Source organism: Methanofastidiosum sp. (assembly GCA_035362715.1).
In the GTDB taxonomy this organism is placed as follows: Archaea; Methanobacteriota_B; Thermococci; order Methanofastidiosales; family Methanofastidiosaceae; genus Methanofastidiosum.
In genome coordinates, this window is the sequence record DAOSDU010000003.1 from 1 (window position 1) to 23,407 (window position 23,407).

The 23,407-nt window shown below is 36.9% G+C and carries 32 protein-coding genes; 13 read left to right on the top strand and 19 right to left on the bottom strand.

The window, feature by feature from the left end; translation table 11 throughout:
- The first annotated feature begins 132 nt into the window (after window positions 1–132).
- The 3 genes from PLI06_02535 to PLI06_02545 all read left to right on the top strand — a co-directional run bounded on the left by PLI06_02535 (window position 133) and on the right by PLI06_02545 (window position 3,385).
- A complete protein-coding gene (locus PLI06_02535) occupies window positions 133–1,305 on the top strand; it encodes a right-handed parallel beta-helix repeat-containing protein (protein HOI76472.1) in 1,173 nt (390 codons plus the stop codon).
- A gap of 63 nt (window positions 1,306–1,368) precedes the next feature.
- Window positions 1,369–2,547 carry a DUF2341 domain-containing protein gene (locus PLI06_02540; protein ID HOI76473.1) on the top strand — a complete coding sequence of 393 codons (1,179 nt, stop codon included), beginning with the start codon at window positions 1,369–1,371 and terminating at the stop codon, window positions 2,545–2,547.
- 76 nt (window positions 2,548–2,623) lie between these two features.
- Complete coding sequence (locus PLI06_02545) at window positions 2,624–3,385, top strand: rhodanese-like domain-containing protein (GenBank protein ID HOI76474.1); 762 nt, start codon at window positions 2,624–2,626, stop codon at window positions 3,383–3,385.
- 49 nt (window positions 3,386–3,434) lie between these two features.
- Here the strand turns inward: PLI06_02545 and PLI06_02550 are convergent, their stop codons facing one another.
- The gene (locus PLI06_02550; GenBank protein ID HOI76475.1) at window positions 3,435–3,944 is read right to left on the bottom strand and encodes a 50S ribosomal protein L16; all 510 of its coding nucleotides are present in this window, start codon (window positions 3,942–3,944) and stop codon (window positions 3,435–3,437) included.
- 96 nt (window positions 3,945–4,040) lie between these two features.
- Here PLI06_02550 and PLI06_02555 point away from each other — a divergent pair, with 96 nt between their 5' ends.
- A complete protein-coding gene (locus PLI06_02555) occupies window positions 4,041–5,018 on the top strand; it encodes an AIR synthase family protein (GenBank protein ID HOI76476.1) in 978 nt (325 codons plus the stop codon).
- 34 nt (window positions 5,019–5,052) lie between these two features.
- A complete protein-coding gene (upp, locus tag PLI06_02560) occupies window positions 5,053–5,727 on the top strand; it encodes a uracil phosphoribosyltransferase (GenBank protein ID HOI76477.1) in 675 nt (224 codons plus the stop codon).
- 44 nt (window positions 5,728–5,771) lie between these two features.
- Here upp and PLI06_02565 read toward each other — a convergent pair whose 3' ends face one another.
- Window positions 5,772–6,323 (bottom strand): adenine phosphoribosyltransferase, encoded by a 552-nt coding sequence (locus PLI06_02565; protein HOI76478.1) that lies wholly within the window; start codon window positions 6,321–6,323, stop codon window positions 5,772–5,774.
- The gene (mtnP, locus tag PLI06_02570; GenBank protein ID HOI76479.1) at window positions 6,320–7,057 is read right to left on the bottom strand and encodes an S-methyl-5'-thioadenosine phosphorylase; all 738 of its coding nucleotides are present in this window, start codon (window positions 7,055–7,057) and stop codon (window positions 6,320–6,322) included. Before mtnP ends, PLI06_02565 begins: the two co-directional genes overlap by 4 nt.
- A gap of 84 nt (window positions 7,058–7,141) precedes the next feature.
- On the opposite strand from mtnP, the gene PLI06_02575 reads away from it, so the two are divergent.
- On the top strand, window positions 7,142–8,164 hold the full coding sequence (locus PLI06_02575) for a deoxyhypusine synthase (GenBank protein ID HOI76480.1): 1,023 nt from the start codon (window positions 7,142–7,144) through the stop codon (window positions 8,162–8,164).
- A 54-nt stretch (window positions 8,165–8,218) separates the two neighbouring features.
- Here PLI06_02575 and pfdA read toward each other — a convergent pair whose 3' ends face one another.
- The 6 genes from pfdA to PLI06_02605 form a co-directional block, all read right to left on the bottom strand.
- Window positions 8,219–8,638 (bottom strand): prefoldin subunit alpha, encoded by a 420-nt coding sequence (pfdA, locus tag PLI06_02580; GenBank protein ID HOI76481.1) that lies wholly within the window; start codon window positions 8,636–8,638, stop codon window positions 8,219–8,221.
- A complete protein-coding gene (rpl18a, locus tag PLI06_02585) occupies window positions 8,639–8,830 on the bottom strand; it encodes a 50S ribosomal protein L18Ae (GenBank protein ID HOI76482.1) in 192 nt (63 codons plus the stop codon).
- A 10-nt stretch (window positions 8,831–8,840) separates the two neighbouring features.
- Window positions 8,841–9,494, bottom strand: coding sequence for a translation initiation factor IF-6 (locus tag PLI06_02590; GenBank protein ID HOI76483.1), 654 nt, complete (start codon window positions 9,492–9,494; stop codon window positions 8,841–8,843).
- A 5-nt stretch (window positions 9,495–9,499) separates the two neighbouring features.
- Entirely contained in the window at window positions 9,500–9,775 is a 276-nt protein-coding gene (locus PLI06_02595; GenBank protein HOI76484.1) for a 50S ribosomal protein L31e, read from the bottom strand.
- A gap of 11 nt (window positions 9,776–9,786) precedes the next feature.
- Window positions 9,787–9,942, bottom strand: a complete 156-nt coding sequence (locus PLI06_02600) for a 50S ribosomal protein L39e (protein ID HOI76485.1) — start codon at window positions 9,940–9,942, stop codon at window positions 9,787–9,789.
- Between the two features lie 218 nt (window positions 9,943–10,160).
- Window positions 10,161–10,325 (bottom strand): hypothetical protein, encoded by a 165-nt coding sequence (locus PLI06_02605; GenBank protein HOI76486.1) that lies wholly within the window; start codon window positions 10,323–10,325, stop codon window positions 10,161–10,163.
- Between the two features lie 290 nt (window positions 10,326–10,615).
- On the opposite strand from PLI06_02605, the gene PLI06_02610 reads away from it, so the two are divergent.
- A complete protein-coding gene (locus PLI06_02610; GenBank protein HOI76487.1) occupies window positions 10,616–11,191 on the top strand; it encodes a tetratricopeptide repeat protein in 576 nt (191 codons plus the stop codon).
- A 3-nt stretch (window positions 11,192–11,194) separates the two neighbouring features.
- Here PLI06_02610 and PLI06_02615 read toward each other — a convergent pair whose 3' ends face one another.
- From PLI06_02615 to PLI06_02625, 3 genes are read right to left on the bottom strand one after another with little or no spacing between them, the layout of a single operon-like run.
- Window positions 11,195–11,731: a nitroreductase family protein gene (locus PLI06_02615; protein HOI76488.1), complete on the bottom strand. Its 537-nt coding sequence runs from the start codon at window positions 11,729–11,731 to the stop codon at window positions 11,195–11,197.
- A complete protein-coding gene (locus PLI06_02620) occupies window positions 11,732–12,370 on the bottom strand; it encodes an SdpI family protein (GenBank protein ID HOI76489.1) in 639 nt (212 codons plus the stop codon).
- Between the two features lie 15 nt (window positions 12,371–12,385).
- Window positions 12,386–14,188, bottom strand: coding sequence for a chloride channel protein (locus tag PLI06_02625; GenBank protein ID HOI76490.1), 1,803 nt, complete (start codon window positions 14,186–14,188; stop codon window positions 12,386–12,388).
- Between the two features lie 105 nt (window positions 14,189–14,293).
- Here PLI06_02625 and PLI06_02630 point away from each other — a divergent pair, with 105 nt between their 5' ends.
- The 4 genes from PLI06_02630 to PLI06_02645 all read left to right on the top strand — a co-directional run bounded on the left by PLI06_02630 (window position 14,294) and on the right by PLI06_02645 (window position 16,315).
- Complete coding sequence (locus PLI06_02630) at window positions 14,294–14,743, top strand: 30S ribosomal protein S19e (protein ID HOI76491.1); 450 nt, start codon at window positions 14,294–14,296, stop codon at window positions 14,741–14,743.
- 12 nt (window positions 14,744–14,755) lie between these two features.
- Window positions 14,756–15,085, top strand: coding sequence for a DNA-binding protein (locus PLI06_02635; GenBank protein HOI76492.1), 330 nt, complete (start codon window positions 14,756–14,758; stop codon window positions 15,083–15,085).
- A 5-nt stretch (window positions 15,086–15,090) separates the two neighbouring features.
- Window positions 15,091–15,699: an asparagine synthase-related protein gene (locus PLI06_02640; protein HOI76493.1), complete on the top strand. Its 609-nt coding sequence runs from the start codon at window positions 15,091–15,093 to the stop codon at window positions 15,697–15,699.
- Window positions 15,700–15,859: 160 nt separating this feature from the next.
- Window positions 15,860–16,315 carry a hypothetical protein gene (locus tag PLI06_02645; GenBank protein HOI76494.1) on the top strand — a complete coding sequence of 152 codons (456 nt, stop codon included), beginning with the start codon at window positions 15,860–15,862 and terminating at the stop codon, window positions 16,313–16,315.
- A 73-nt stretch (window positions 16,316–16,388) separates the two neighbouring features.
- Here PLI06_02645 and PLI06_02650 read toward each other — a convergent pair whose 3' ends face one another.
- The 7 genes from PLI06_02650 to PLI06_02680 all read right to left on the bottom strand — a co-directional run bounded on the left by PLI06_02650 (window position 16,389) and on the right by PLI06_02680 (window position 21,745).
- A complete protein-coding gene (locus PLI06_02650; protein HOI76495.1) occupies window positions 16,389–16,556 on the bottom strand; it encodes a hypothetical protein in 168 nt (55 codons plus the stop codon).
- A 50-nt stretch (window positions 16,557–16,606) separates the two neighbouring features.
- Window positions 16,607–17,371: a PrsW family glutamic-type intramembrane protease gene (locus PLI06_02655; GenBank protein HOI76496.1), complete on the bottom strand. Its 765-nt coding sequence runs from the start codon at window positions 17,369–17,371 to the stop codon at window positions 16,607–16,609.
- Window positions 17,372–18,061 (bottom strand): DUF4389 domain-containing protein, encoded by a 690-nt coding sequence (locus PLI06_02660; protein ID HOI76497.1) that lies wholly within the window; start codon window positions 18,059–18,061, stop codon window positions 17,372–17,374. It lies immediately after the preceding gene.
- Window positions 18,062–18,121: 60 nt separating this feature from the next.
- Entirely contained in the window at window positions 18,122–18,676 is a 555-nt protein-coding gene (locus PLI06_02665; GenBank protein ID HOI76498.1) for an RDD family protein, read from the bottom strand.
- Between the two features lie 86 nt (window positions 18,677–18,762).
- Entirely contained in the window at window positions 18,763–19,608 is an 846-nt protein-coding gene (locus tag PLI06_02670) for a mechanosensitive ion channel family protein (protein ID HOI76499.1), read from the bottom strand.
- A complete protein-coding gene (locus PLI06_02675) occupies window positions 19,605–20,324 on the bottom strand; it encodes a DUF432 domain-containing protein (GenBank protein ID HOI76500.1) in 720 nt (239 codons plus the stop codon). The genes PLI06_02670 and PLI06_02675 overlap by 4 nt, the downstream gene beginning before the upstream one ends.
- Before the next feature lie 47 nt (window positions 20,325–20,371).
- The gene (locus tag PLI06_02680; GenBank protein HOI76501.1) at window positions 20,372–21,745 is read right to left on the bottom strand and encodes a dihydrolipoyl dehydrogenase; all 1,374 of its coding nucleotides are present in this window, start codon (window positions 21,743–21,745) and stop codon (window positions 20,372–20,374) included.
- Window positions 21,746–21,903: 158 nt separating this feature from the next.
- Between PLI06_02680 and PLI06_02685 the strand changes: the two genes are divergently transcribed.
- Together PLI06_02685 and PLI06_02690 are read left to right on the top strand one after the other, a co-directional pair.
- A complete protein-coding gene (locus PLI06_02685) occupies window positions 21,904–22,395 on the top strand; it encodes a GNAT family N-acetyltransferase (GenBank protein HOI76502.1) in 492 nt (163 codons plus the stop codon).
- A gap of 81 nt (window positions 22,396–22,476) precedes the next feature.
- Window positions 22,477–23,376 (top strand): glycine betaine ABC transporter substrate-binding protein, encoded by a 900-nt coding sequence (locus PLI06_02690; protein ID HOI76503.1) that lies wholly within the window; start codon window positions 22,477–22,479, stop codon window positions 23,374–23,376.
- Window positions 23,377–23,407 lie beyond the last annotated feature (31 nt).

A 23,407-nucleotide genomic window follows, 5' to 3' on the forward strand; every position in this document is an offset into this window, starting at 1 on the left:
TTGCGCTCTGGCACAATCTTTTGAATCTAAATGCAGGTTAATATGTCCCACAGCCATTTTTTTCCATATCCTTAAATATATGGAAAGGGAATGACTATATAATTATAAAAATTTATATAGAGGTGAATTAAATTGAAAAAAATTAAATCTATAATCATAGGAATTTTATTAATAATATCTATATTGGCTATAATTAACCCTGTTAGCGCAGATACTATCAATGTAAACCCTGGCACTGGAACTTTACAAGATGCCGTTGCGTCTGCCTCTTCAGGGGATACCTTATTTTTGAATCCTGGAACCTATATAGTTACAAGCCAAATTATACTTGATAAAAATTTAACTCTAGTTGGATCAAGTAAAGAGGCTGTTATTATAAAACCCAGTTTTAATGCAATTGCAGGGGGAGATGGAAGAGCATGGATTTTAGTGAATCAAGACAAAACTGTTACCTTTAAAAATATCACATTTGACGGCGACTATCCAAATTATAATATTGAGATAGGCCTTTATTTCCAAGGTTCTGGAACAGTTGAAAACTGTGCCTTTAAAAATATTCAACACAATCCTATTGTTTTAGATGGTAGTGGCAATGTTATCGACTCAGAAACTAGAGGGCGAGCAATAAGTATGTATTCCCCTCCTGCCGACCATACAACATCAAACACAGTAAATGTCAAGAACAATACTTTTTCAAACATAGGCAGAATTGGGGTATTTGTGGGAACCGATAGCATGGCCAATATAGAAGGCAACACATATACAGGCAAAGGTCCTGGAGTACCAAATACTAAAGACCCTAGAATTTCTTTCACCGACTATGGAATTGAAGTTGGAAACGGGGGAAAAGCTATTATTAAAGGAAATACCATTACAAAATGCCAAGGTACATGGTGGGGTTATAGTTCAGCTGGCATATATGTCCACACATTCTACGGAGAGGGTTCACAAGTATCCATAACTGACAATGTAATTAAAGGAAACTATAATGGAATTGAAGTTGAAGAGGCTCAAGATCCAGTTACTATAGTAGTCGTAGCAAACTACAACGACATAATAGATAACGATGAATTTGGTATCGTCTCGACATTTCGCCCAGATATTGGTCCCGCAAAAGTTCCATCAATAGTTGACGGCAGATTTAATTGGTGGGGTACAAACGCAGGACCAGGCTCTAAACAGAACAAGGTGTCAGATGGTGTTAATTATTATCCGTGGAGCAAAAATTTTCAAGGTCAAATACAGTCAATACTATCAATTATAAAAAATAATTATAGGAAAAATCACATTGAAGAAGAACAATGAATTTTTATTTTTTTCAACTTTTCTTTTCCAAATATTTAAATATTCAATGGAGAATACTTCACAATGAGACACATATCAAATAGAGCTAAGAAATCATTTTTTATCATGATAGTCTTAATAATATTTAGTTTTACTTCAATCACTTTTTCAGTAGCAGAAGACCAATCTTGGTGGAATGATGACTGGGCATATAGGGAACAGATAATAATAGTAAATGCTGGATCTTCAACTCTTACCAATTTTCCAGCATATGTAAACGTTCCTTCTAGAATTGGAATGCAGAATAACTATAACGATATTAGGTTTACAAATGCTGATGGCTCGTTACTTTTGGATTATGAGATTGAGTCATACGATGCTGCACATGCTAATATATGGATTAGAATACCCGAATTAATAGTTCCGAATGTTTCAATCTGGATGTATTATGGAAATAGCAATGTAGGTTCTGGTCAAAATCCCTCGGCTGTTTGGGATAGTAATTATCTTTTAGTCCAGCACCTTGAAGAAACATCAGGTGTAGCTATCGATTCGACATCCAATACTAATAATGGGATTCTCCAAAATGTGGAGCAAAATATTTTGGGTAAGATAAACGGTGCAGTCAAATTCACCTTGGATAGCAGTTACATAGATTGTGGTAACTCCCCATCATTAAATACACCCTCTACTCTAAGCATTGAATCCTGGGCTAACACTGCCAATAACAGCTTAACTACAAAAATAGCCCAGAAAGGAGATTGGGACGGACAAGGTATTGGTCAAGACAAATGGCAGGGATGGCAAGGCCATATTTATTTTCATGACATAGGCATGAAAACTTTAGATTGGGGTAAGAAATTACCTCAAGCAAATAGTTGGTACTATCTAGTTGTCACTTACGATGGGGCAAAGATGACTCTGTATGTTGATGGCGAAAGGGTAGCTGAAACTGAAGTCATTGGAACTCCAAAAGTCAGCAATAGAAACTTTTACATCGGGTCTGATGCAGGTTCTCAAAAATTCTTCAAAGGTAGTATAGATGAAGTTAGGATGTCAAACATCGCAAGGGGGGCAGACTGGATAAAGCAGACCTATGTGATGATAAATGATAACGCCGGGTATGTAGGATTTGGAGGCATAATACCGAAACCAACACCACAAGAGCCCCATGCACAGAAGGAACTACCGATGGAACAGATTTCAAGGATATTGGGTATAAAAAGTTCAAGGTCTATAGGCGGTATAATAGAAGATGAATAGATTTCAATTAATTCTTTTCTTTATTTAATAACAGAAACTCTTATATTTGATTTTTAAAATTACCTTCTGTGATAAAATGAGAAGGAAAACAGTTTCCATACTACTTTTATTGGCGCTATCTTTAAGTTTTGTACCAGGAGTAATAGCACAGGGAAACGTTGCAGTCGTTGCAAACAGTATTGACATTGGAATGAACCCTGATTTTATCTCATTGCTTAGAAAGAATAACATTATGGTCGATTATTTCGGTGTCAAAGACTCAGGTTATGCAGCATATGACTACATAATAATCCTTGGTGGTCCCGATTCAGAAGAGCATACTGGAGATTTATCCAAAAGGATACTTTCAGAAACTGACCAGAACACACTTAGAAATGGCGATTATAAGCTGTTCTACGAGACAAGCGATTTCTTTAAAATGAAGCAAAAGGTGTTTGTTCTTGCAGGTTCAGACAGGGACTTTACAAAGGTAGCAGTCGACCAATATGCATCTCAAGTCATCTCTAAAATAACAAACCAACCCATCGCAGCGGCAACTTACAAAACTTTAACAGCCTCTCAGCTAAAGCAGTTGATTGATAGTAAAGAAGATATTTATCTAATCGATGTCAGAACAGAAGAGCAGTTTGCTGAAAGCCACATTCAAGGAGCGGTCAACATCCCTTACAACAAGCTTGGTGTAATGATAACGCAGATACCAAAGGACAAAAAAGTTGTTTTATACTGTAACACTGGTCAGAAATCAGCTGACGGTGCAAAATTCTTAGCCGAAAGAAACTTTGATAACATCTACGCAGTAACAGATGGTTACTCAGTATACTACAATCTAGCCAAATAATATTAAATTTATTTTTAAAATTTTTAATTAAAAAAGTATTAAAAAAATATTAGTTTCTTTCTTGGACATCTATTTTTACGGTAGTTGGGAGTTTCATAGCTGCTTTTCTCATTGCAATTCTTGCTTCTTCAATTGCCTCTTTTTCTACCCAGATAGACATTATCCTCTGTCCTCTGTCAATTCTTGCAGCTGAACCTATAGGTTTTCCAAAAGAAAGTCTCATTCCGTTACCGTATCTGTCGGCCTTTTTTCCGGAGGCCATTGCATTTTCTCTAATAATCTGGAAGGGTATAGTCCTAATTTTGTAGTGAAAACCTGTTTTTCCAAGTACTTTCATAAGATATCTGTTAGCAGCAATTCTTGATGCTTCCATGGCATTAGTCCTTATCTGGCAAGCATTCTTACTTTCCATGTAGACTTCGTAAGGAAACTTCTTTCCAAGCTCCCCCATATCAAAGTGGACTACCTTAATTCCAGGAACTGCTCTTACATATTCTCTTCTCGTATAATTCGGCCTATTTACCATTCTGTCAATTCTTGATGGTCTAAGTCCTGCCATAATAATCACCTTAATGACTGTAGAGCACCTTTCCTAACGCACTTTATAAGGCTTTCTAAGTGGTAACCTTTTTAAAACAGATTGCAAAGAGGCTTCATGAGATTCTTACCCGACGGCAAGGTTGACGGTTTGATACTTTCAAAGAGGGTGTTCCCTTACCTTGGAAGTGTACAGAGTGAAATTGTTGTTGGGCCAAACGTCGGAATCGATGCAGCAGTAATTGATGTGTCTAAGCTTCCCGGGAAAATGGTTGTGTCCCAGGACCCAATTACGGGCGCTGGAAAAAATGCAGGTTTTCATGTTGTCAATGTCTGTGCAAATGATGTTGCTTCGATGGGCGCAAAGCCGATGTTTTTCCTTTCCACAATAATAATGCCAAAAGGCACGACAGAAGAAGAGCTAGAAAAAATATCAAAGGACATAGAGCGGGCAGCAAAAGAAATTGGCATCTCAATAGTCGGGGGCCATACAGAGATATCCTCCAAGGTAACAGATCTTATCCTATCAGGGACGATGATAGGCTTTGCAGATAGATATGTTTCGACAAGCGGAGCAAGAGAAGGAGATGACATCCTGCTCACAAAGGGCGCCGGTATTGAAGGGACAGCAATACTTGCAGAGTCAAAACATGATCATCTTTCAAAATCTCTTGATCAAGGCCTTTTAGAAAGTGCAATGGAATTGATAAATCAAATTTCAGTTGTGAAAGAAGCTTTAATTGCATCATCTCTTGGCGCAGTAGCATTGCATGACCCAACGGAGGGTGGCATTTTAGGGGGCTTGCATGAAATAGCCGACGCATCAAACAAGGGATTTGAGTTCTATCCCGACAAGGTCAATTTGTATCCTGAAACAAAATCAATATGTGATGCCCTTAAAATAAACCCATTTGCGTTGATATCATCCGGGGCCCTTATGATTATATCTCCAAAGGATAAAACAGAAAAGATAATATCTTCCCTGGAAAAGGAGAATATTAAATCAGGCATTATAGGAAAGATTACAAAGGAAGAGAGAAGCCACGAAAGAATCTATCAGGATGAACTCTGGCGCATCCTGGATACTAACCTTTAAATACTATTTTTTGCTACCTTCATAGGTGTAGCAGATGGGTATAGAAGACCTTGAAAAAGATAGTAGAGTAATTTCTTTTAAGCAGAATTTGGCTATACAAGAACTTGTTGATGAACTTCGAGATAAGGATACCGACCCGATAAAATTCAGGAAAGGATTGAACAAGCTTGGGAGGTACATGGGCTATGAATTATCCAAGACATTTGACTATACAGTGATTGATATCGATACTCCTGTTTGCCCAACAAAGGGTGTCAGGATATCAGATAAGGATAATCTAGTCATGATAAATATCCTAAGGGCTGCAATTCCTTTCATAGAGGGATTTTACAAGGTATTCCCAAAGGCAAGGGCGGGGATTATAAGTGCATGGAGAGGTCCTGCACCGGAATCTAGGATATCTGTTGAATATGTAAAAGTGCCAAAGACTACTAAAGAGGACATAATAATGATTGGGGATCCAATGCTTGCAACAGGCCACACAATATCCAGGATAATCGATGAGGTAAAGAGCAGAGGGGATTTCAAGAGGATAATCGTCGTTGCAGTGATAAGTGCGCCTGAAGGTATAAGGGAAATACTTGCAAAACACAAAGATGTAGAAGTCGTTACAGCAGTAATCGATGAAAAACTCAATGAAAAGAACTACATCGTTCCAGGCCTTGGAGACGCCGGGGACAGATGTTTCGGAGAGCCAATTAAAAAATAATTATATTTTTCTTTCTTATTTAATAAAATAAAATATTAATTTTTTTATTCGCCTTCAAAGTCTACGATAGTGAAAACACCGTAGTCATTAAGCCTTCTCATCCCGCCGAGCTCAGGAAGGCCTACAATGAAGGCAGTCTCGACAACATTTCCTCCAAGCTTTTCTATTAGTTTGCAAGCGGCCAACGCTGTTCCGCCTGTTGCTATCAGATCATCAACTAATAGTACATTATCCCCTTTCATAATGGCATCAAGGTGCACTTCAATAGAGTCTTTTCCATATTCAAGCTCATACTCGTGATTTTCAGTCTTGTGGGGTAGTTTACCCTTCTTTCTGATCAAAACAAATCCGGCATCAAGCTTATAGGCAAGCGCCCCCCCTAGGATAAATCCCCTTGCTTCAACACCTGCAACAAGGTCAATCTTTTTGCCTTTGTACTTCTCATAAATTATATCTACAGTATCTCTTAATCCTTCTTTATCTTTTAGTAGGGTTGTAATGTCCCTAAACATCACACCTGGCTTTGGAAAATCTGGTATTGTTCTTATCTTGCTTCTTATGCTATCTACTCTCTTATCCGTACAATCACCTTCTATATTTTTGGAATAGTTTCAACTATAAGTTTCTTTACATTTTCAGAATTTTTCTTATATATTTCAAGTATCATCTCAAAATTTACGGGCTCTTCATTTTCCTTCCAGCAGTCATAGTCTGTTGACATTGCAACTGAAGCATATTCCATATCAAGTTCTCTTGCAAGAAATACTTCAGGGACTGTCGACATGTTAATTACATCTGCACCTAACATCCTAAACATATGCGACTCCGCCCTAGTCGAAAATCTTGGCCCTTCAATTGTTACAACAGTTCCTTTAGGATGGTATTTTAACTCAAGTCTTTTTGCACTATCGATTAATAGATTTCTCAAGTTCTCAGAAAAAGGGTCAGCCATGGGTGTGTGTATTACCTTTTCTTCATGAAAAAAAGTATACTCTCTCTTTTTTGTAAAGTCAATTACTTGATCAGGAAAAACAAGGTGCCCCGGGTGCATCTCCTCTCTTAAGGATCCAACAGCTGTAGTTGCTAGTATGTGGGTGCAACCAATATTTTTTAATGCCAGCACATTTGCCCTGTTATTAACACCAGAGGGGTAAATTGAATGATCCCTCCCATGTCTTGCTAGGATTACTACATCTCTACTTTTTATTGTTCCCGTCATAAAAGTGCTTGAAGGGTTCCCATACTTTGTCATCATAGTAACCTCTTCGTAATCTTTCAAAAGTTTTGGGTCGTCTAGGCCACTTCCGCCTATAATGCCTATTTTTGTCATAGTATCACAAACTCAGATATTAGTCAATTATATAAAATTTCTTATATAGAAAAATATTTAAGGTTTGATATATTCTTCTGCTCTATGAAGAAAGAAGAATTATTGAGTAAGGAAATAGAACATATCGATATTAAAAGTTTTGATTCAACAGAGATGATTGAAGCCTTTTCAAAGATGGCCTTCCAGGCTAAAAATCTTGCAAGAGCCTCACACATATTTGAGAAGATGACAGAAGATAAGGAATGCTCAGTCATATTGTGTCTTGCCGGGTCCATTTTTAGCGCAGGCTTAAAAAAAGTTGTGTTTGACATGGTAAAGCACAACATGGTCGATGCAATTGTATCAACAGGAGCTATAATTGTTGACCAGGAATTCTTTGAGGCTTTAGGATTTAAGCACTACCAGGGGACACCTTTCATTGACGATGAAATGCTCAGGCAGCATGAAATAGATAGGATTTATGATACTTATATCGATGAAGATGAGCTAAGAATCTGTGATATGACAATCGCTGAAATAGCAGATTCTCTTGAGTCAAGGCCATATTCCTCTAGAGAGTTCATAGTTGCAATGGGAAAGTACCTTTATGAGCATGGGGCCAAAGTAAACGACTCTGTGATCCTTGAAGCATACAAGAAGGGGGTTCCTATATTTGTTCCAGCATTTTCAGATTGCAGTGCTGGATTTGGACTTGTATACCACCAGAACGAGAGGGGAAATAAACCAAAGGTTTCAATTGACAGTGCAAAGGATTTCCTAGAACTTACAAAGATTAAGATTGCTTCAAAAGATACCGGTCTTTTCATGATAGGCGGAGGAGTTCCAAAAAACTTTGCTCAAGATGTTCCTGTTGCTGCAGATGTTCTTGGAAAGGAAGTTAACATGCACAAATACGCCGTCCAGATAACAGTAGCTGATGAGAGGGATGGTGCATTATCAGGCTCGACTCTAAAGGAGGCTCACTCTTGGGGAAAAGTTGAGAGCGGCAACGAACAGATGGTCTATGCAGAAGCCACAGTTGCTATGCCTTTAATTGTTAGCTACGCTTACCATAAAGGCGGATGGAAGAAGAGAAAGGAAAACAGATACAACGATCTTCTAAAATAATTTTTTAATTAATTTTTTATTTAAATATTTAGAAAAGAATTATTTATAAAAATATTATTGTTTTTTCTGAAGTATCTCTTCGGCCTGCATTTCTATTTCATTCATTCTAGCGCTGATGTTTTGAAGTGTTGCCTCATTTTGGCCTAAGTTTTTTTCGACTTCTTTTAGCGTTTCATCAAGTTTTGAAATAGTTTCATCAATGCTCTTTTCAATGGTGACATCTCTTGCTAGGGTAGTTATAACAGTATTAACATCGCTTATTATTCCCTTTACAAAGTTCCCTGCGCCTATTGGTATAAGGATTTCATTCCCTTCCTTTGTGCCCTTTAGGCCTTCAAGTGTTATCTTTGAAAGAGCAAGCTCGTTTCTGTGGGAAGATAGCAAAGACAGGTTATTTGAGAGTATTTTTGACTGCTCATTTAGGTAGTTCAGTTCTGAACTAAGCTTCCTTATGGCTTCTTCCTCGCCTGTCATTTACATATCCCCTTGTTTTTCTTCTATGCTCTTTATCTCGATGTTTTTTCTTTTACATCCGTAAATTGAGCCATATTTGGCATAGATGTCTTCTAAAACATCTTCTTCCTTCATGCCATTAAACTCTTTAACAAAATGTTTTGTGCTACTTTTTAATTTAATAATACCTTCAACTGTATAGGTTTTCATCATAAGGTCCACCTCATACGCCCATTATATCTTCAACATAACTTAATTCGATACCTGTTGTTGTTTCACCAACAACTGCCCCTTTGTCATTTACAATTATACAAGCCCCAATATAGGATACCCCTCTGTTTAGAGTCGACATTCTTACATCGACCTTTAACAGGTCTTTTATAAGAGAAATGTCTTCTTCCTTAGCTTCTTTGTGTACAAGGCAACCTGTGTTATTTGTCCTTGCCACACTGCCCACATATTTGTGATTTCCTATTGAAGCTACAGTAGTTTCAACGCCGAGTGCATCCTCAATCAGTTTCTGCTCATTTGTCAGCATGGGGCTGATTATCGCACCTTTATCATTTGAAAGGATAAGGTTTCCAACAGCAGTTTCCTTTGTATTTAGGATGCAGTTATTTATACCCACATCCTCTATTAATTGAAGCTCTTCATCCTCAATTACATAAGGAAGTATAATCCCGTTATTGTTACCTGCAATATAAATGCCTGCTAGATCAGTTGCTGCAATTGTACTTAATATTAATTCAGTTCCAAGAGCTTCCTTTAGAGTTTCGGCATGAGCTCCAATATCTTCTCTTACGATAGTAATATTGTTATTAGTAAAACTGAATATACCAATAAACGGATTGCCGCTGATCTTCAACTGTCTTATCATTAACTTTACTCCGCAAGATAAGCAGTAACGACGTCTCTCTTTTCTTCTTCTCCTTCTTCGCCCTTTACTATCTTAATCTTAATTTTTGAAGGAGAACTCTCAATGCCTTTTTCCCAGAGTTTTTCATTTAAGATTTTGTCAATCTTCACATTCTCGCATTTTGAATGCTTTACAACAAACTCTCTCAAGGCTCTTGTTGCTCTCGCAGCCCTCTGTTGTCTTGGGGCTTCTTTTACTTTCCTTAAGGGTACTACATACATTCTCTCTTCATTATTATCCAAAATCCTCACCTCTACTTCTTAAGAGAAGTTCTTCGCCAATTTCTTCTTTTTGGATGTGATCTAATTTTTAGTTTAGTTTTGGCCCATACCCAAACAGGGACTCTTCTGTTTTGATTTAAGGCCTTACCTAGTCTCTTCTTTTTTCCGAGTCCTTTGTTTCTAGACATGATAATCCTCCGATAATAGCGAGTTTATTAGGCTTTTAAATATCTATTTATATGTCTTTTGTTTATGATTCAGACAATATTATTCTGTTTAAAAAGCTTTCAATCAGAATAAAGCCACTATTAATTTAACTCTAGAATAAGAATTTGTAAATATAAAAAATAAAAGGACTTTTCCTATAGTGATTAGAAACAAACCTTTTACAAAAAAACTCTACTACTTAATATCTTCTTGGATTCTTCTTTTGGTAGCAATCCCTACAGTAAACAGGTCTTGTGCCATCTGGTTTAAATGGTACTTCGGTTTCCTGTCCACAAGCTGCACATGTTACTTTGTGCATTTCACGAGGTGGTCTGTTGTAGCCGCCTCGGTTTTCGCCATACATTTTTATTACTCCTTTATATATTTGGCCATTTTACTGGCCCTAAACATAATATATGTAATTAGTTTATAAAGTTGTCGATTTTACTTGATAGATTTTATATCAAATATTCATTCTATTGATATAATTCCCAGTATTTTTTATATAATTAATATAATTTACTATCTTCAATCAATACAAACATATATGCTAATAATTTCTTAATGTAAATTTGTAAAATAGTTATATTTTCATACAAAATACTTATATACTCATTGAGATAAGCCAACGCACATATAACTAGGGGTGTTATTTTGGAAGACATTTCTAACTGTTTCAAGTGCGGGTCTAAACTCCCGGAAGAATCTAACTACTGTTTTAAATGCGGATTTAAAATAAAAAATGAACAAATTGACAGCATATATTCGAAAGAGTCTTCAAAAGAAGATTCTCATTACCACCACAAGGCATCACAGAAGTTTTTTATATCCGGACTTTCATTGTTCAGAAGTGGGGAATATTCAAAAGCTATTACTAACTTTACAAAGGCAATTGAATTAAAGGAAGATTTTGCAGAAGCCCACTACCAAAGAGGTCAGGCGTATGTCAAAGAAAGCAAGTATGAAGATGCAATCAATGACTTTACCAAGGCCATAGAGATTGACCCGGAGTTTAAGGACGCCTATTTCCAGAGGGGCAATATCTTTTTTGAGAGAGGATCTAAGGAGAGAGCAAGAGAAGACTATGAAAAGATCATAGCACTTGATTTTGAAATAGCCTCTCAACTATATGATAGATTGCACAGTTTCATGGAGTCTTGGGTGGCTAACATAATCAGGAACAACAAGACTGCCCCTAAAATAGAAACGGATTTTGTTAATGATTCATAATTTTTAGATATTATATTTTCTTATTTTTTCTATAGGTTTTCTATTCTTCTTTCGAGGAGAATCGGCAGGATAACCAACAGCAATAATAAGTGAAACTGACTTGTTTCTTGGGATATTAAGAATCTTCTTAACGTTATTTTCGTTAAAATAGCCAAGGATACACGTTCCAATGCCTTCTTCTGTTGCCTTAAGGCAGAAGTGCGAGGCCACAATCCCTGCATCCATAAGGGTATAGTCCCTACCTTGGGAAAATCTTCCAAGAAAGCTTGTCATTAAGGGGTTCTCGTTTACTAAAGCAACAAGCACCGGGGCTGCGAGTGAGAATTTATTAAATGACGCCACTTTATCAAAAGTCTCTTTTGCAACACTCTCTTTTAATTCTGGATCATCTATAACTATGAAGCTCCACGGCTGGGCATTTACTGCAGAAGGTGCGAGTCTTGAAGCTTCAAGGCACCTTTCAATCTTCTCCCTTTCAACACCTTTTTCAAGATATTTTCTGCAGCTGTATCTTTTTTCACAAAGTTCTAAAAAATCCAATTATTCACCTTTATGGATCTTTTTGTATTCAACATATGAGTATACAACAGCAAAGACGGACACAGCTAAGATTGGAGCTATAATCACGATAAATGCAATTTCTTCGAAGAATGCTCCAAAAAGGGCTATGATTCCTGATGCTCTGAAAAGCTTTCCGCCGAGCTTGTGGGTCTTTTCCCATACTTCTTCATCGCTAATTGTCCATGGGGTCCTGATTCCGATAAAGAAGTTGCTCTTTATTTTTTCCAAAGCAACACCCATATAAAAAAATATGGCTGCAAAGGCCGGCGCCATCATCTGGACCATATTAAACCTGTACCCAAATGCCGATAGTATTGATAGAACGTATATATAAAAAAGAAATCCTATTGTTACTAAAATTATCCCCTGATAATAATCCTTAAAATCCTCTATATTTTTTTTCCTTGGTTCAAGCTTTGGGATAAAGACAAAGAGGGCAAATAGACCAAAGGATAACGTAGGCAATAAAAACAGCCCCCAAAATTTGTCCATATAACCGTCAATTTCTCCCTGGGCATTCCAGTGAGTGGGCATCATATCCGGTGCATGAGGATAAACAAATGCACCGACAATAAAGGAAATAAATATTATTCCTAAAGAGATATCGTTAGCTTTCATGACGCCAAAGAAGCACTATAGTTTAAATAGTTTTTTTATTTTTGGCCATTTAATCATGTGATAAATTTTGTGAGAAACAGTTGATACCTCCCTTTCAAATCCATCGGAGATTTTGAATTTATCTTCATCGTCTCCTATATCCTTTGCGATTCTGTAGGCTTTTAAGAGGTCAGATTTTGTGATAATACCATAAATTTGTTTTGATACTGGATCTAGCACTAGAACTCTCCCACATTTTCTTTCGTCCATTATACTCAATATCTTTGGCACAGTGTCATAGGGAAATACAGAGTACGGAGGGGACATCACGTCCATGATTTTTAGAAAAGGTATCTTTTTACTATCTATATTTTTGACTTTGTTATTGGATATGACGCCTAGTAGCTCCCCATCTTTTATCACTGGGAATCCTAGTTTTTTGTATTTCTTGACATAGTCCCAAAACTTCTTTAGGGGCATGTCCGGTTCCATCGAAATTATTTCTTTAGACATTATATCACTGGCCCGGACGTCGTTTAAGTCCTTGGAAAAGGACTTCACCGTTGATAGCTTTCTATCAAGCTTTATACTGTCGATTGAGGATCTTCCCAAGAAAATTATTGACACTCCATAGCTCACCATTACTGAAAGCATTATAGCAGGTATGATTGAATAGTCCGAGGTCATCTCTGGAATCATGACTATGCATGTCAAGGGGACCTTTGCAACGCTTGCAAAAAATGCACCCATCCCGATAAGTGCATAAGCTTCAGGATAGCTTACTGTGTTTGGTGCAATATGAACAAAGATTAGCCCCATCGCACCTCCAATCATTGACCCTAAGTATAGAGAAGGTGAAAATAATCCGCCTGAAGCACCTGAGCCCAAGGTGAATGAAGTTGCAAGCATCTTTGCTATAAAAAGAAGTAGTAATAGCGATAGTCCGATTCTCCCAGAAAGTGCCGCATTTATCCCTTCAAAGCCACCACCTAACACCCCATACTGAACAAACGAGAAACCAATCAAACCTGTTAAAAGTCCACCAATGGCCGGTTTATAGTAAAATGGAATTTTAGCCTTTTCAAAGCTGTCTTCTATAAGATAGAATATTTTAATGAATACGTATGAGGCAACTCCGGTTACAACTCCAAGCAACATGTAAAATGGCACTTCTGATGGATTGAATGCAAAAGGTATGGCGTGTATCATCGCCTCTTGGCCTAAAAACGCCCTAGAAAAACTCACTGAAATTACCGAGGCAAGTGCAATCGGTATTACGCTTAGAGGTGAGAAGCTAGAAAGAATTAATTCAAAACCAAAAATTGCACCGCCTAGAGGGGTATTAAAAGCAGCAGAGAGGCCAGAGGATAACCCACACACAACAAGTATTCTTGTTTTCCTCTCATCAAATTTAAAGAACTGGCCGAACGCAGAACCAATCGAGGCTCCAATTTGTGCGATTGGGCCTTCTCTCCCTGCGCTCCCACCGCTTCCAATAGTTATTGCAGAAACTATTGTCTTAAAGAATGCGACCCTTTTTCTGATAATGCTCCCTTTGGCATTTATAGCGTACATGACTTCAGGGATGCCATGCCCTTTTGATTCCTTGCAATATTTGTATATTGTTGGTCCAACTATAAGTCCGCCTATCGCAGGTATGAAAATAATACTTAACGCTTCAAAGAATCCTCTTTGAAATATAGTTTCAAAGAAGTATTTGCTGTAATCTATCATTTTAGCAAAGATGATGGCACCTAGAGCCCCGAATATACCTAAAACTATAGCTATAGCATTAAGTTCTGCCCATTCTTTGAGATAATGTAAGTTTTTAATTTGCACTGATTATAGAAATTCAATTTCCAATTTAAAGATTTACCTTCCTATACCAAAAAGCTTTAAAAACATAACAATAATGCTTTTTTAATACCAAGAGAGGTGAGTATTATTACAACAGTATATGATGTTCCTGCTGATATGTTAATCGATGGTGTTAAGGAAGAGTTGAAAAACGACAAGAATTTAGCACCACCCCAGTGGGCAACTTTTGCTAAGACCGGATCATCAAGAGAGAAAGCTCCAGACCAGAATGACTGGTGGTATATAAGAGCGGCATCTATAATGAGAAAGGTATATGTTTACGGGCCAGTCGGTGTTGAGACATTGAGAGTCGACTACGGCGGCAAAAAGAACAGAGGCGTAAAGCCTGAAAAGTTTAGAAAATCATCTGGGGCAATTATCAGAAAGATCTTTGCACAGCTTGAAAAAGGCGGATACATAACAAAAGCTGAGAAGGGAAGGATAATCTCATCACAGGGAATGTCTCTTCTTGACAAAAAGGCTTCCGAGATTAAGACACAGATAGCTGTAGATATACCTGAGCTTAATAAATATTAATAAAGTGATTTTTTGCCGGATGATGCTGAAGCCATAAAGAGGAAGAAGTTAGAAGAACTTCAACAGCAAGCGTTAGCTGATGAACAGGCTAGACAGCAGAAGGTTGAATTTGAGTTACAGAAACAGCAAATATTGCGCGCCCTTCTCTCCTCTGAAGCCAGAGAGAGACTTACTAGGGTGAAGATGGCGAGAAAAGAAGAAGGCGAACAGATAGAGCTTCTACTAATTCAGCTTTACCAGCAAGGAAAAATCACAAAGCAAGTTGACGATGCAATGCTAAAGCAGATCCTCGAAAGAGCTCTTATGAGCAATAAGAAGGAGTTTAAGATTCGAAGGATCTAGTCGTTATGGAAACGGCTGTATTATTTTCCGGGGGGAAGGATTCCTCCCTTACCAATATTTTTCTAAAAAAAATACTTCCTTGTGAAATTACAAATTACACGATAACATTTGGCATAAACTCCAACTGGAAATATGCTGAAGAAACTGCAAAGGCACTTGAATTTCCTTTTAAACTTTATGAAATTGATAAGGAATTACTAGAAAAGGCCGTCGATCGAATTGAAAAGGATGGATTTGCAAATGATGGCATTACTTTCCTTCATAAATGGGTTATAGAGTCTTTTTTAGAAGATGTAACTGTCGACATGATAGCGGATGGAACCAGAAGAGATGACAGAAGTCCTAGGTTAGAGCTTTCTGATATGAGGCGCATTGAAGATAAGTATGATGTAGCCTATGTAGCACCTCTTATGGGGATAAGCTACAGAATACTAAAACCAATATGTCATGCACTATTCTTCATAGAGGAAGGACCTACTGATTTGATTAAAAAAAGTGATTATGAATCTGAGATTAAAGACTTGATGAGGCAAAGAGGCCTTTATCCATACGATTTTTTCCCAAAACACTCCCAGAGCAGAGTTATTGGGTATAAAGATCGATACGCATTCTAGCAATTATTCTAATTATCCCAATTGTTTTTTCTAAATCCTTTATATCTTAGTATTTTTAATTAGAAATTATTTAGTTAAATGTTACCTTTATTGTTTATCATTATTAACTAAAATGATTAACTATATCTTCTCATCAATTCCCATAACAGGTGGTGAGTATATGGCAATGTTCGATGGAACTTATGCAAAATTCAAGAATCAGACGGAACTTGAGATCCTAAAGACTATCAGAACAGCACTCTACGAAGTTGGGTATCCTGGAGGAAAATATCTAGAAAAACTGCAGATAATTACCGCCATATATCAGCTTTACAGGGCAAAGGATTTGGCTAAGGAACTTCAAGCAAAAGGCGATTATCCGTATAAGGATCTTATCACATCAATTTCTGTAGACATAGCTGGTCTTTCGCGAGAATTTGAATATTTAAGGGACCACCCTTCATTAGATAGGATAGATATGGCAAGAGAAAAATTATTTGAGATCAGAAATAATATGGTCCAGCTATCAAAAAATGTCGGCGTAACAGATGGAGAGATTTCTAATATTCTAAGAGATTATGCCCCGCGCCCAAATGAAGATCTTACAAGTTACCGCCAGAAATCCCACAGAAGATAAATTCTTTTCTCTTATTTTTATAATGATTTTTTTAAAATAATTTGTTTGTCGCCCACCTAACTAACTCCGAAGCTCATCGTTTGGATATCCTCTCTTCCTTCGGTAACTCTCGTGGTGGGCTGATCCCCATCATTGTAACCCCCGAATCATCTAAGCGATATGCCACATCACCGGGTGACCGTTGACAGGGTATTACCCTTATATTTGCTGTTTCACTCATAGAAGAAAGATTTCCTCTCATGAACCCCTCGCTATAAGGGTAAACAATAGAGTATATTTTGGTATAAATAGTTACCTATTGAACTTATAGCCGCATTCTGCGCAGAAGTTTGAGGAAGACAGCACATTTTTTTTGCATTTAGGGCACTTGAAATTATATTTCTCAGAAGGCTTAAACGGTGATGCAGAGGACATCTCGCCCAATCTTTTTGTTAAGAAATATACTAGAACAATTAAGAGTGGCACGAATAAGAGCGCAAGTACTGTCTGTGTGAATAGAACAAAATTGAAAAGCCCATGTGAGAATGCCGCTATTGCAAGACCTTTAAAGACAACATTATTATTTTTAGGCGAAGTAAACTTTGCCTTTCCCACATAATATCCAACTATACCTGAAAATCCTGCATGACCAAGGCAGCCTGTTATCGCCCTCATAAGTATAAGTGAAGGGCCAAACTGGGATATGTATAAAAAATTTTCAAAAGTTGCAAATCCCAAAGCGGCCGTAACAGAATAAATCATCGCATCAACAGGCTCATCAAATTCTTTTGACTTTAATGCATAGATCCTCATGGCTAAGTATTTTGATATTTCCTCTACTGGCCCTATTACAAAAAAAGCCGCAAAGAAGAGCAAAAGAATCCCTGCTTGATCAATAGAAAATGGCAGCAGTAACGTGTTTAGTATGCCTGCAGGTATTGTTGAAACTATTCCAAGAATAAAAGTTACTATTATTATTTTTTTTGGTTCAGGTTCAAACTTGTCCTTCTTATAGAAGAACCACACCCACAGCAAACCTGGGGCAAACGCAATTGCAAGCAGTGTTATCGGATCCATTTAGTCACCTGTTAATGGGGGTCTTTCATCTGTTAATATTGAAATATATGCGCTAACTCTCATATAGAAGTTAATAAATCTTACTGAAAATTCCCACAGGCCAAAGTTTTTCTTTGTTGTAAACAACATATAAAACCACTCTAAGAATACTAGGAGATAGGCTACCATTCCCCATACAGATGCAATTAGAGATAGGACAAATCCGTAGAAGATTCTTATTAGAAGTTCCAATCTTTTTGAGTCCTGCTCAAAGGAGGATGTAATCTTGCATGGATAATCCGTGTCTTCACTAGTTATGGGAGGTCTTTCATCTGTCAGAAGGTAGCTATAAGCACTCACATTGAAGTAGAATCTTAAAAATCCAGCCATAAAATCAAACGCCCCCGGATGTTTTTTTGCGTAGACTAGGACATAAAAAAACTGAAATATTTGGGCAAGACCTGCGACAATTCCCCAAGCTTCGATAATTATGCCTAGAACAAAGACATATACAATTCTTATAAATAACTCTGCACGTGAAGAAGATTCGTTATATGTATATGAAAACGTAAATGGATAATTCTTAGTTGATGAGTAGATATTTCCATCCATTCTTTTTTTCTCTTCATCGTCACCAATAAATCCGTTGCATTCTTTACAATATAGGATGCCTTCTGGATTCTCGCTACCACATCTAGGGCAGTATACCATGAAAATTAAGAATATATCAGGCTTAAATAGATTTCTTATAAAAAAAGAAAATAAATAAGATTATTCTTTTACAACAAAGGTATTGGCAATCTTATCATGGAGTCCTTGTTTTTCAGAATCAAATAGAATCCATATATAAGCCACTAAGTTTAATAGAGGTATAATCTTTATTAACCACCTTATAACTCCAGGGCCTGGACCTATTGGCATTGCACCGTTGGTACCAATTACTTTAAGCTTCATCACTTTTTTACCTATTGTTGCACCCTGCATACCATCTAAATATACGTAGTATGCTAGAGATATCAATACAGTTATGACTGTTCCAATACCGCCTAGATTGAAGCCACTTTCGTAGCCCATACCAGAACCATACCCATAATTAGTTCCCAGTCCTACAAGGCTTAGTATCCATGCAATGACTCCGAATATTATAGTATCAATAATCCATGCTACAAATCTTGGCAAAAATCCTGCATGCTCATGTGAAAGCCAGTTTCCAGAAGCGTATGTAGTTTGTTGTTTTACTGGGGCTTCATCTAGAGTTGCTCCACAGTTTTCGCAAAACTTTGCGCTGATTGGATTGTCTTTTCCACATTTTCCGCAAAAAACCATTTTATCACCATACTTATTAGTAGCTATTCTTTTAAAAGATTTTCTAACAACTCTAAATATTTTGTCAAATAATTAAAATAAGTAGTTTAATTTAATTTGTTAGTGTCAGACTTCTGATTTGCAAACCAAACGACCCTCTGTGGAAACGGAACGTGAATACCCTCTTTTTCAAGGTTTGTCTTGATCTTCCACAAAAGCTCCTTTTTTGTCGTATACCACTGAGACGCAGGCGCCCAAGCTTTTACTATAAGTTCAACAGCATTTTCCCCTAGGTTATTAACATAAACATCTGGGGTAGGTTTCTTTAAAACGAAGGGATGCTCCTCAATCAAATCCCCTATTATTTTTATTGCTTTTTCAGCGTCATCAGTATATCTTATTCCAATTGTATACTCAATCCTTCTGGCGATGTTAGCGCTTATATTTATTATATTATTTGTGAATACCTTCTCATTTGGTATCCTGATAAATAGGCCGTCATAGTTCCTTAGTATAGTTGACATAACACCTATGTCTTCAACAAAACCCCTTACATTATCTATTTCAACTTGACTCCCTATCTTAATTGGCCTCTCAGCCATTATAAATAATCCAGATATGAGATTTCCAACTATACTCTGACTTGCAAAACCTATAACTATACCTGTGACTCCTCCTGCAACTAGAAGGCCCGACGTATTGATCCCTAAGAGGGGGAGTGCTAGAATTACAGCTATTATGATTACTCCATAATAACTTCCTTTAAGCAGGATGCCTAATCTGTCTTTGTCAAACTTGTCCCTTAGAGATCTTCTTAGGAATACAGAAAGGCCCTTTGCTAAAATTATTGATAAAATAAGTATAATAAAGGCCAAAAGATATGGGAAGATCCTGTCAGCTTCGATAACTCCAATGGCCTTTGTCAAAGTATCAGAAATTTCATCAAGATTCAAATACCTTCCTCCATGGTAAATTTCTTCTGTGAAACAGTAATCTTTGCCGGTTCGAAAATTTCAAGAGATTTCTTCATTCCCCTCTTAATACCGGAATTAACAAATTCAGTTTCCGCAATTTTCTCATTTAATACTTTCATATTGGCCTTAATTGAAACGAGATTCTCGTCAAAATAAACTTTCATTTCATGTGAATCAAAAACAGTCTTCGTTATTTCCATCCAAGCATCTGTAGTATTAATCAGCTTTAGCTTTATTACACCATTAACTAATGGGTTCAAATCAGTAGGTATTGATGTCAAAACAGGGCTTTTATGGTATTTGCATATAACTCCACTTCTTGGGTCCCCATACAAGGTATATTTTTGTTTTGCAAGGGTGAATACATCCAAGAGGTCATAATTTTTATGCCCAGAAATAAAAACACCTATATCAACTGGAAAAGTGATATAAACATTGTTTGTTCCCTTCGGCTCAACAAAGACCGATTTTTCAAATTCTATCAATAAGTATGGGGTCACTTGATTGCGAATTTTGTGGGCTTCAATCGGATTTATTATAATGCCGCAGTCCTTTGTCAAAAGTATTTTCTCTATAGAATCATTAAGGATAGTTCTTTCATAGTGAAGATTATTACCATCCTTTTTTATTTGAAGGTGTATCCCGTCTTTTGATATTCTGAGCGGGTTTAGAGGAGATTTGTAATACCCATACATGGCTATCGGATATAATATCTTTACCTTTATGAGTTTTACCCCAAAAACTAATCTTTTCTTTCCCTAAGATTTGCAAAAGTTGAAGGGATCAGCTCAGGCAATGCAGGATGGATATGCATCCCTTTGAATATTGACTTAAAGTTCATATTGTTAGCCATTACATTGATTACTTCCTGGATTAGGATTGAAGCGTAAGGCCCAATTATGTGAAATCCTAAAATTTTATTACTCTCTTTGTCAACAATGGCTTTAGCAAATGCTTCTTCCTCTAACATTGCAATCCCTTTCGCAACGTTATTGTACTTTGAATAGCCGACAAGGACTTTGTGTTTCTTTTTTGCCTCATTTTCAGTCATACCAACAGACGCAATCTCCGGATATGAAAAAACAGCATGTGGAATGGCAGTGTAATCCATGGGAAGCCTCTTTCCATGGAGGCTATTATGCCAAGCATATGCAGCTTCCTTATTAGCAGAATGCCTGAACATGTATTTTCCTATTACATCTCCAAAGGCCCAGATGTTCTCCTTTGAAGTTTCTAAATAGTCATTTACTTTGATATATCCTCTGGAGTCTGTTTGAACGCCCGTGTTCTGAACTTTTAACAAATCAGAGTTAGGAACCCTCCCTCCTGCAACTAAAACTTTTTCTGCTGTCACTTCGATAGTATTTCCTGAACTTCTTTCTTTCCCGATTATTTTGAATAGGTCTCCTTTTCTTGTAGCTTCAATAACTTCCGTGTTTGTGTATATCTTCATCCTCTTTGACATTTCTTTCAAGAGTAGCTCTGAGACTTCAGGCTCCTCATTTGCAACAAGCCTCACATTTCTCTGAATTATCGTTACTTCACTACCCATACCCGCTAGAAAATGGCCGAATTCACATGCAATGTAACCGCCGCCTAAAATTACTACGCTCTTTGGAAGTTCATTTAACTCTAGAATACTTTCATTTGTCAGATATTCTATTTCGTCTAGACCATTTACATTTGGGATAAGAGGTCGTGCGCCAGCAGCAATGAAAATCTTTTCTCCAGATATCTTTTTCCCATTTACTGAAACTGTGTAGTCTTCTACAAAATGTCCAGTATCCTCATAAAAATCAAGTTTTTTTGCCTGTTTTATCCCTTTCCTCATCTGTTCTCTATCTTCTGCAATAGAAGACCTCATTCTTTCCATTATTTCTCTAAAACGAATTTTAGTTATATTCGCTTCCACACCAAGTTTTTTTGAGTTTTCTATTTCTGCTACTCTATCCGAGGGAAAAATCAGTAATTTTGAAGGTATACATCCTAAATTTAAACATGTTCCACCAAGAGGCCCCTTGTCTACAACCGCCACTTTATATCCATTTGAAAGAGCGTCGCTTGCCACGCCCATGCCAGCACCTGAGCCAATAACTAAAACATCGTATTTTTTCATTTTTTCACCTTGAATTATTCATAAAAATTCAATTATTAATTTATAATCTTTAATTTAGGTTTATGGTATAATAATGTTTTGTTTTATTCATATAACACCGAAAATATTTAAATTAAAAAATTGTTAATAAATACATTAATTATCTACAAAGTGATGCAATGATTAAGATATTGGATAGTTATTTTCCTGGAGTTATTGGAAAAATAACTGAACTCCATGCAAACTACTATTCTAAAAATTGGGGGTTTGGCCTTTACTTTGAATCAAAAGTTGCAACTGAACTATCTGAATTCTTAAATCGATTTGATAAAAATAGCGATGGAATATGGATTGCACAGGAAAATGATCAAATTGTCGGATCAATAATAATTGACGGGAATAATCCAGATAGTGAAGGGGCGAGATTAAGGTGGTTCATACTCAATCCCAAGTTTCAAGGTACAGGTATAGGCAACCTATTGATGGAGAAAGCAATTACTTTCTGTAAAGAAAAAGAGCATGGAAGGGTATACCTTTGGACATTTGCTGGGCTTGATGCTGCAAAGCACCTTTATGAAAAATACGGCTTCAAGTTGTGCAAAGAACATCAGGATAATCAATGGGGGAAAACAGTAACTGAGCAGATGTTTGAACTATTCTTAGAAAAATAAATCTTTAGACTCTTTATGCAATCATGCAGTCATTTGGGTAAAACATTTAAGTATAGCCTACTAATAACAATTGTGATAAAAATGAAAAATAAATTATTTCTCTCCGCATTATTAATATTTGTCTTGATTGTTGCAGCCTCTGGATGCATAGGTCAAGGTACTGAGAAAAAAATTGTAATAGGCACAATGCCTTACAATGAGGAATACATTCTTGGGCATATGATATCCTTGTTATTGGAAGATGCCGGGTACAAAACTGAAGTCAAAGAAGGGCTTGGTGGCACACTTATCAATTATGAAGCCTTAAAGCGTGAGCAGATTAATGTATTTGTTGGATATACCGGAGCTTTTTATAATACTATCCTAAAACTACCTGCACTAGATAACTGGGGCCCCAACATAGTTTACAATGAAGTGGAAAAGGGATTAAGAGAAAAGGAAGGAATAACAGTCGTTACTAAACTTGGATTTAAGAACAACTATGCAATCTCTGTTCCAAGGAGCTGGGCCGAAGAGAAAAATCTTACAAAAGTTAGCGAGCTTGCGCCATATGCACCGTCAATGGTACTTGGAACCGACATAGAATATCCAACTGCCCCAGACGGGCTTCCAACATTTGAAAAGGCGTACGGATTCAAATTTAAAGATGTAAAATCAATGGAGCCAACACTCGTATACGAGGCCATAAAAAATAAACTAGTCGATGTTATCACCGGTTACACAACTGACAAGAGGGGAGAGCTATTTGATCTAGTCGTATTAGAGGATGACAAAGGCGGGCTTTTACCATACGATGCAATTATTATAACAACTAGCTCATTCGCTAAAGATGAGGCCGTAGTTGGAGTTCTAAAAAAACTTGAAGGAAAGATTGATGACAAAGCTATGGCTGACATGAACTACCAGTATGACATTGAGAAGAAGGAATCAAGGGATATCGCTAGAGCCTTTTTAATCTCACAAGGGCTGATTAAAAATTAATAATTTATTTTTTTATTGGAGAGGGTAGAAC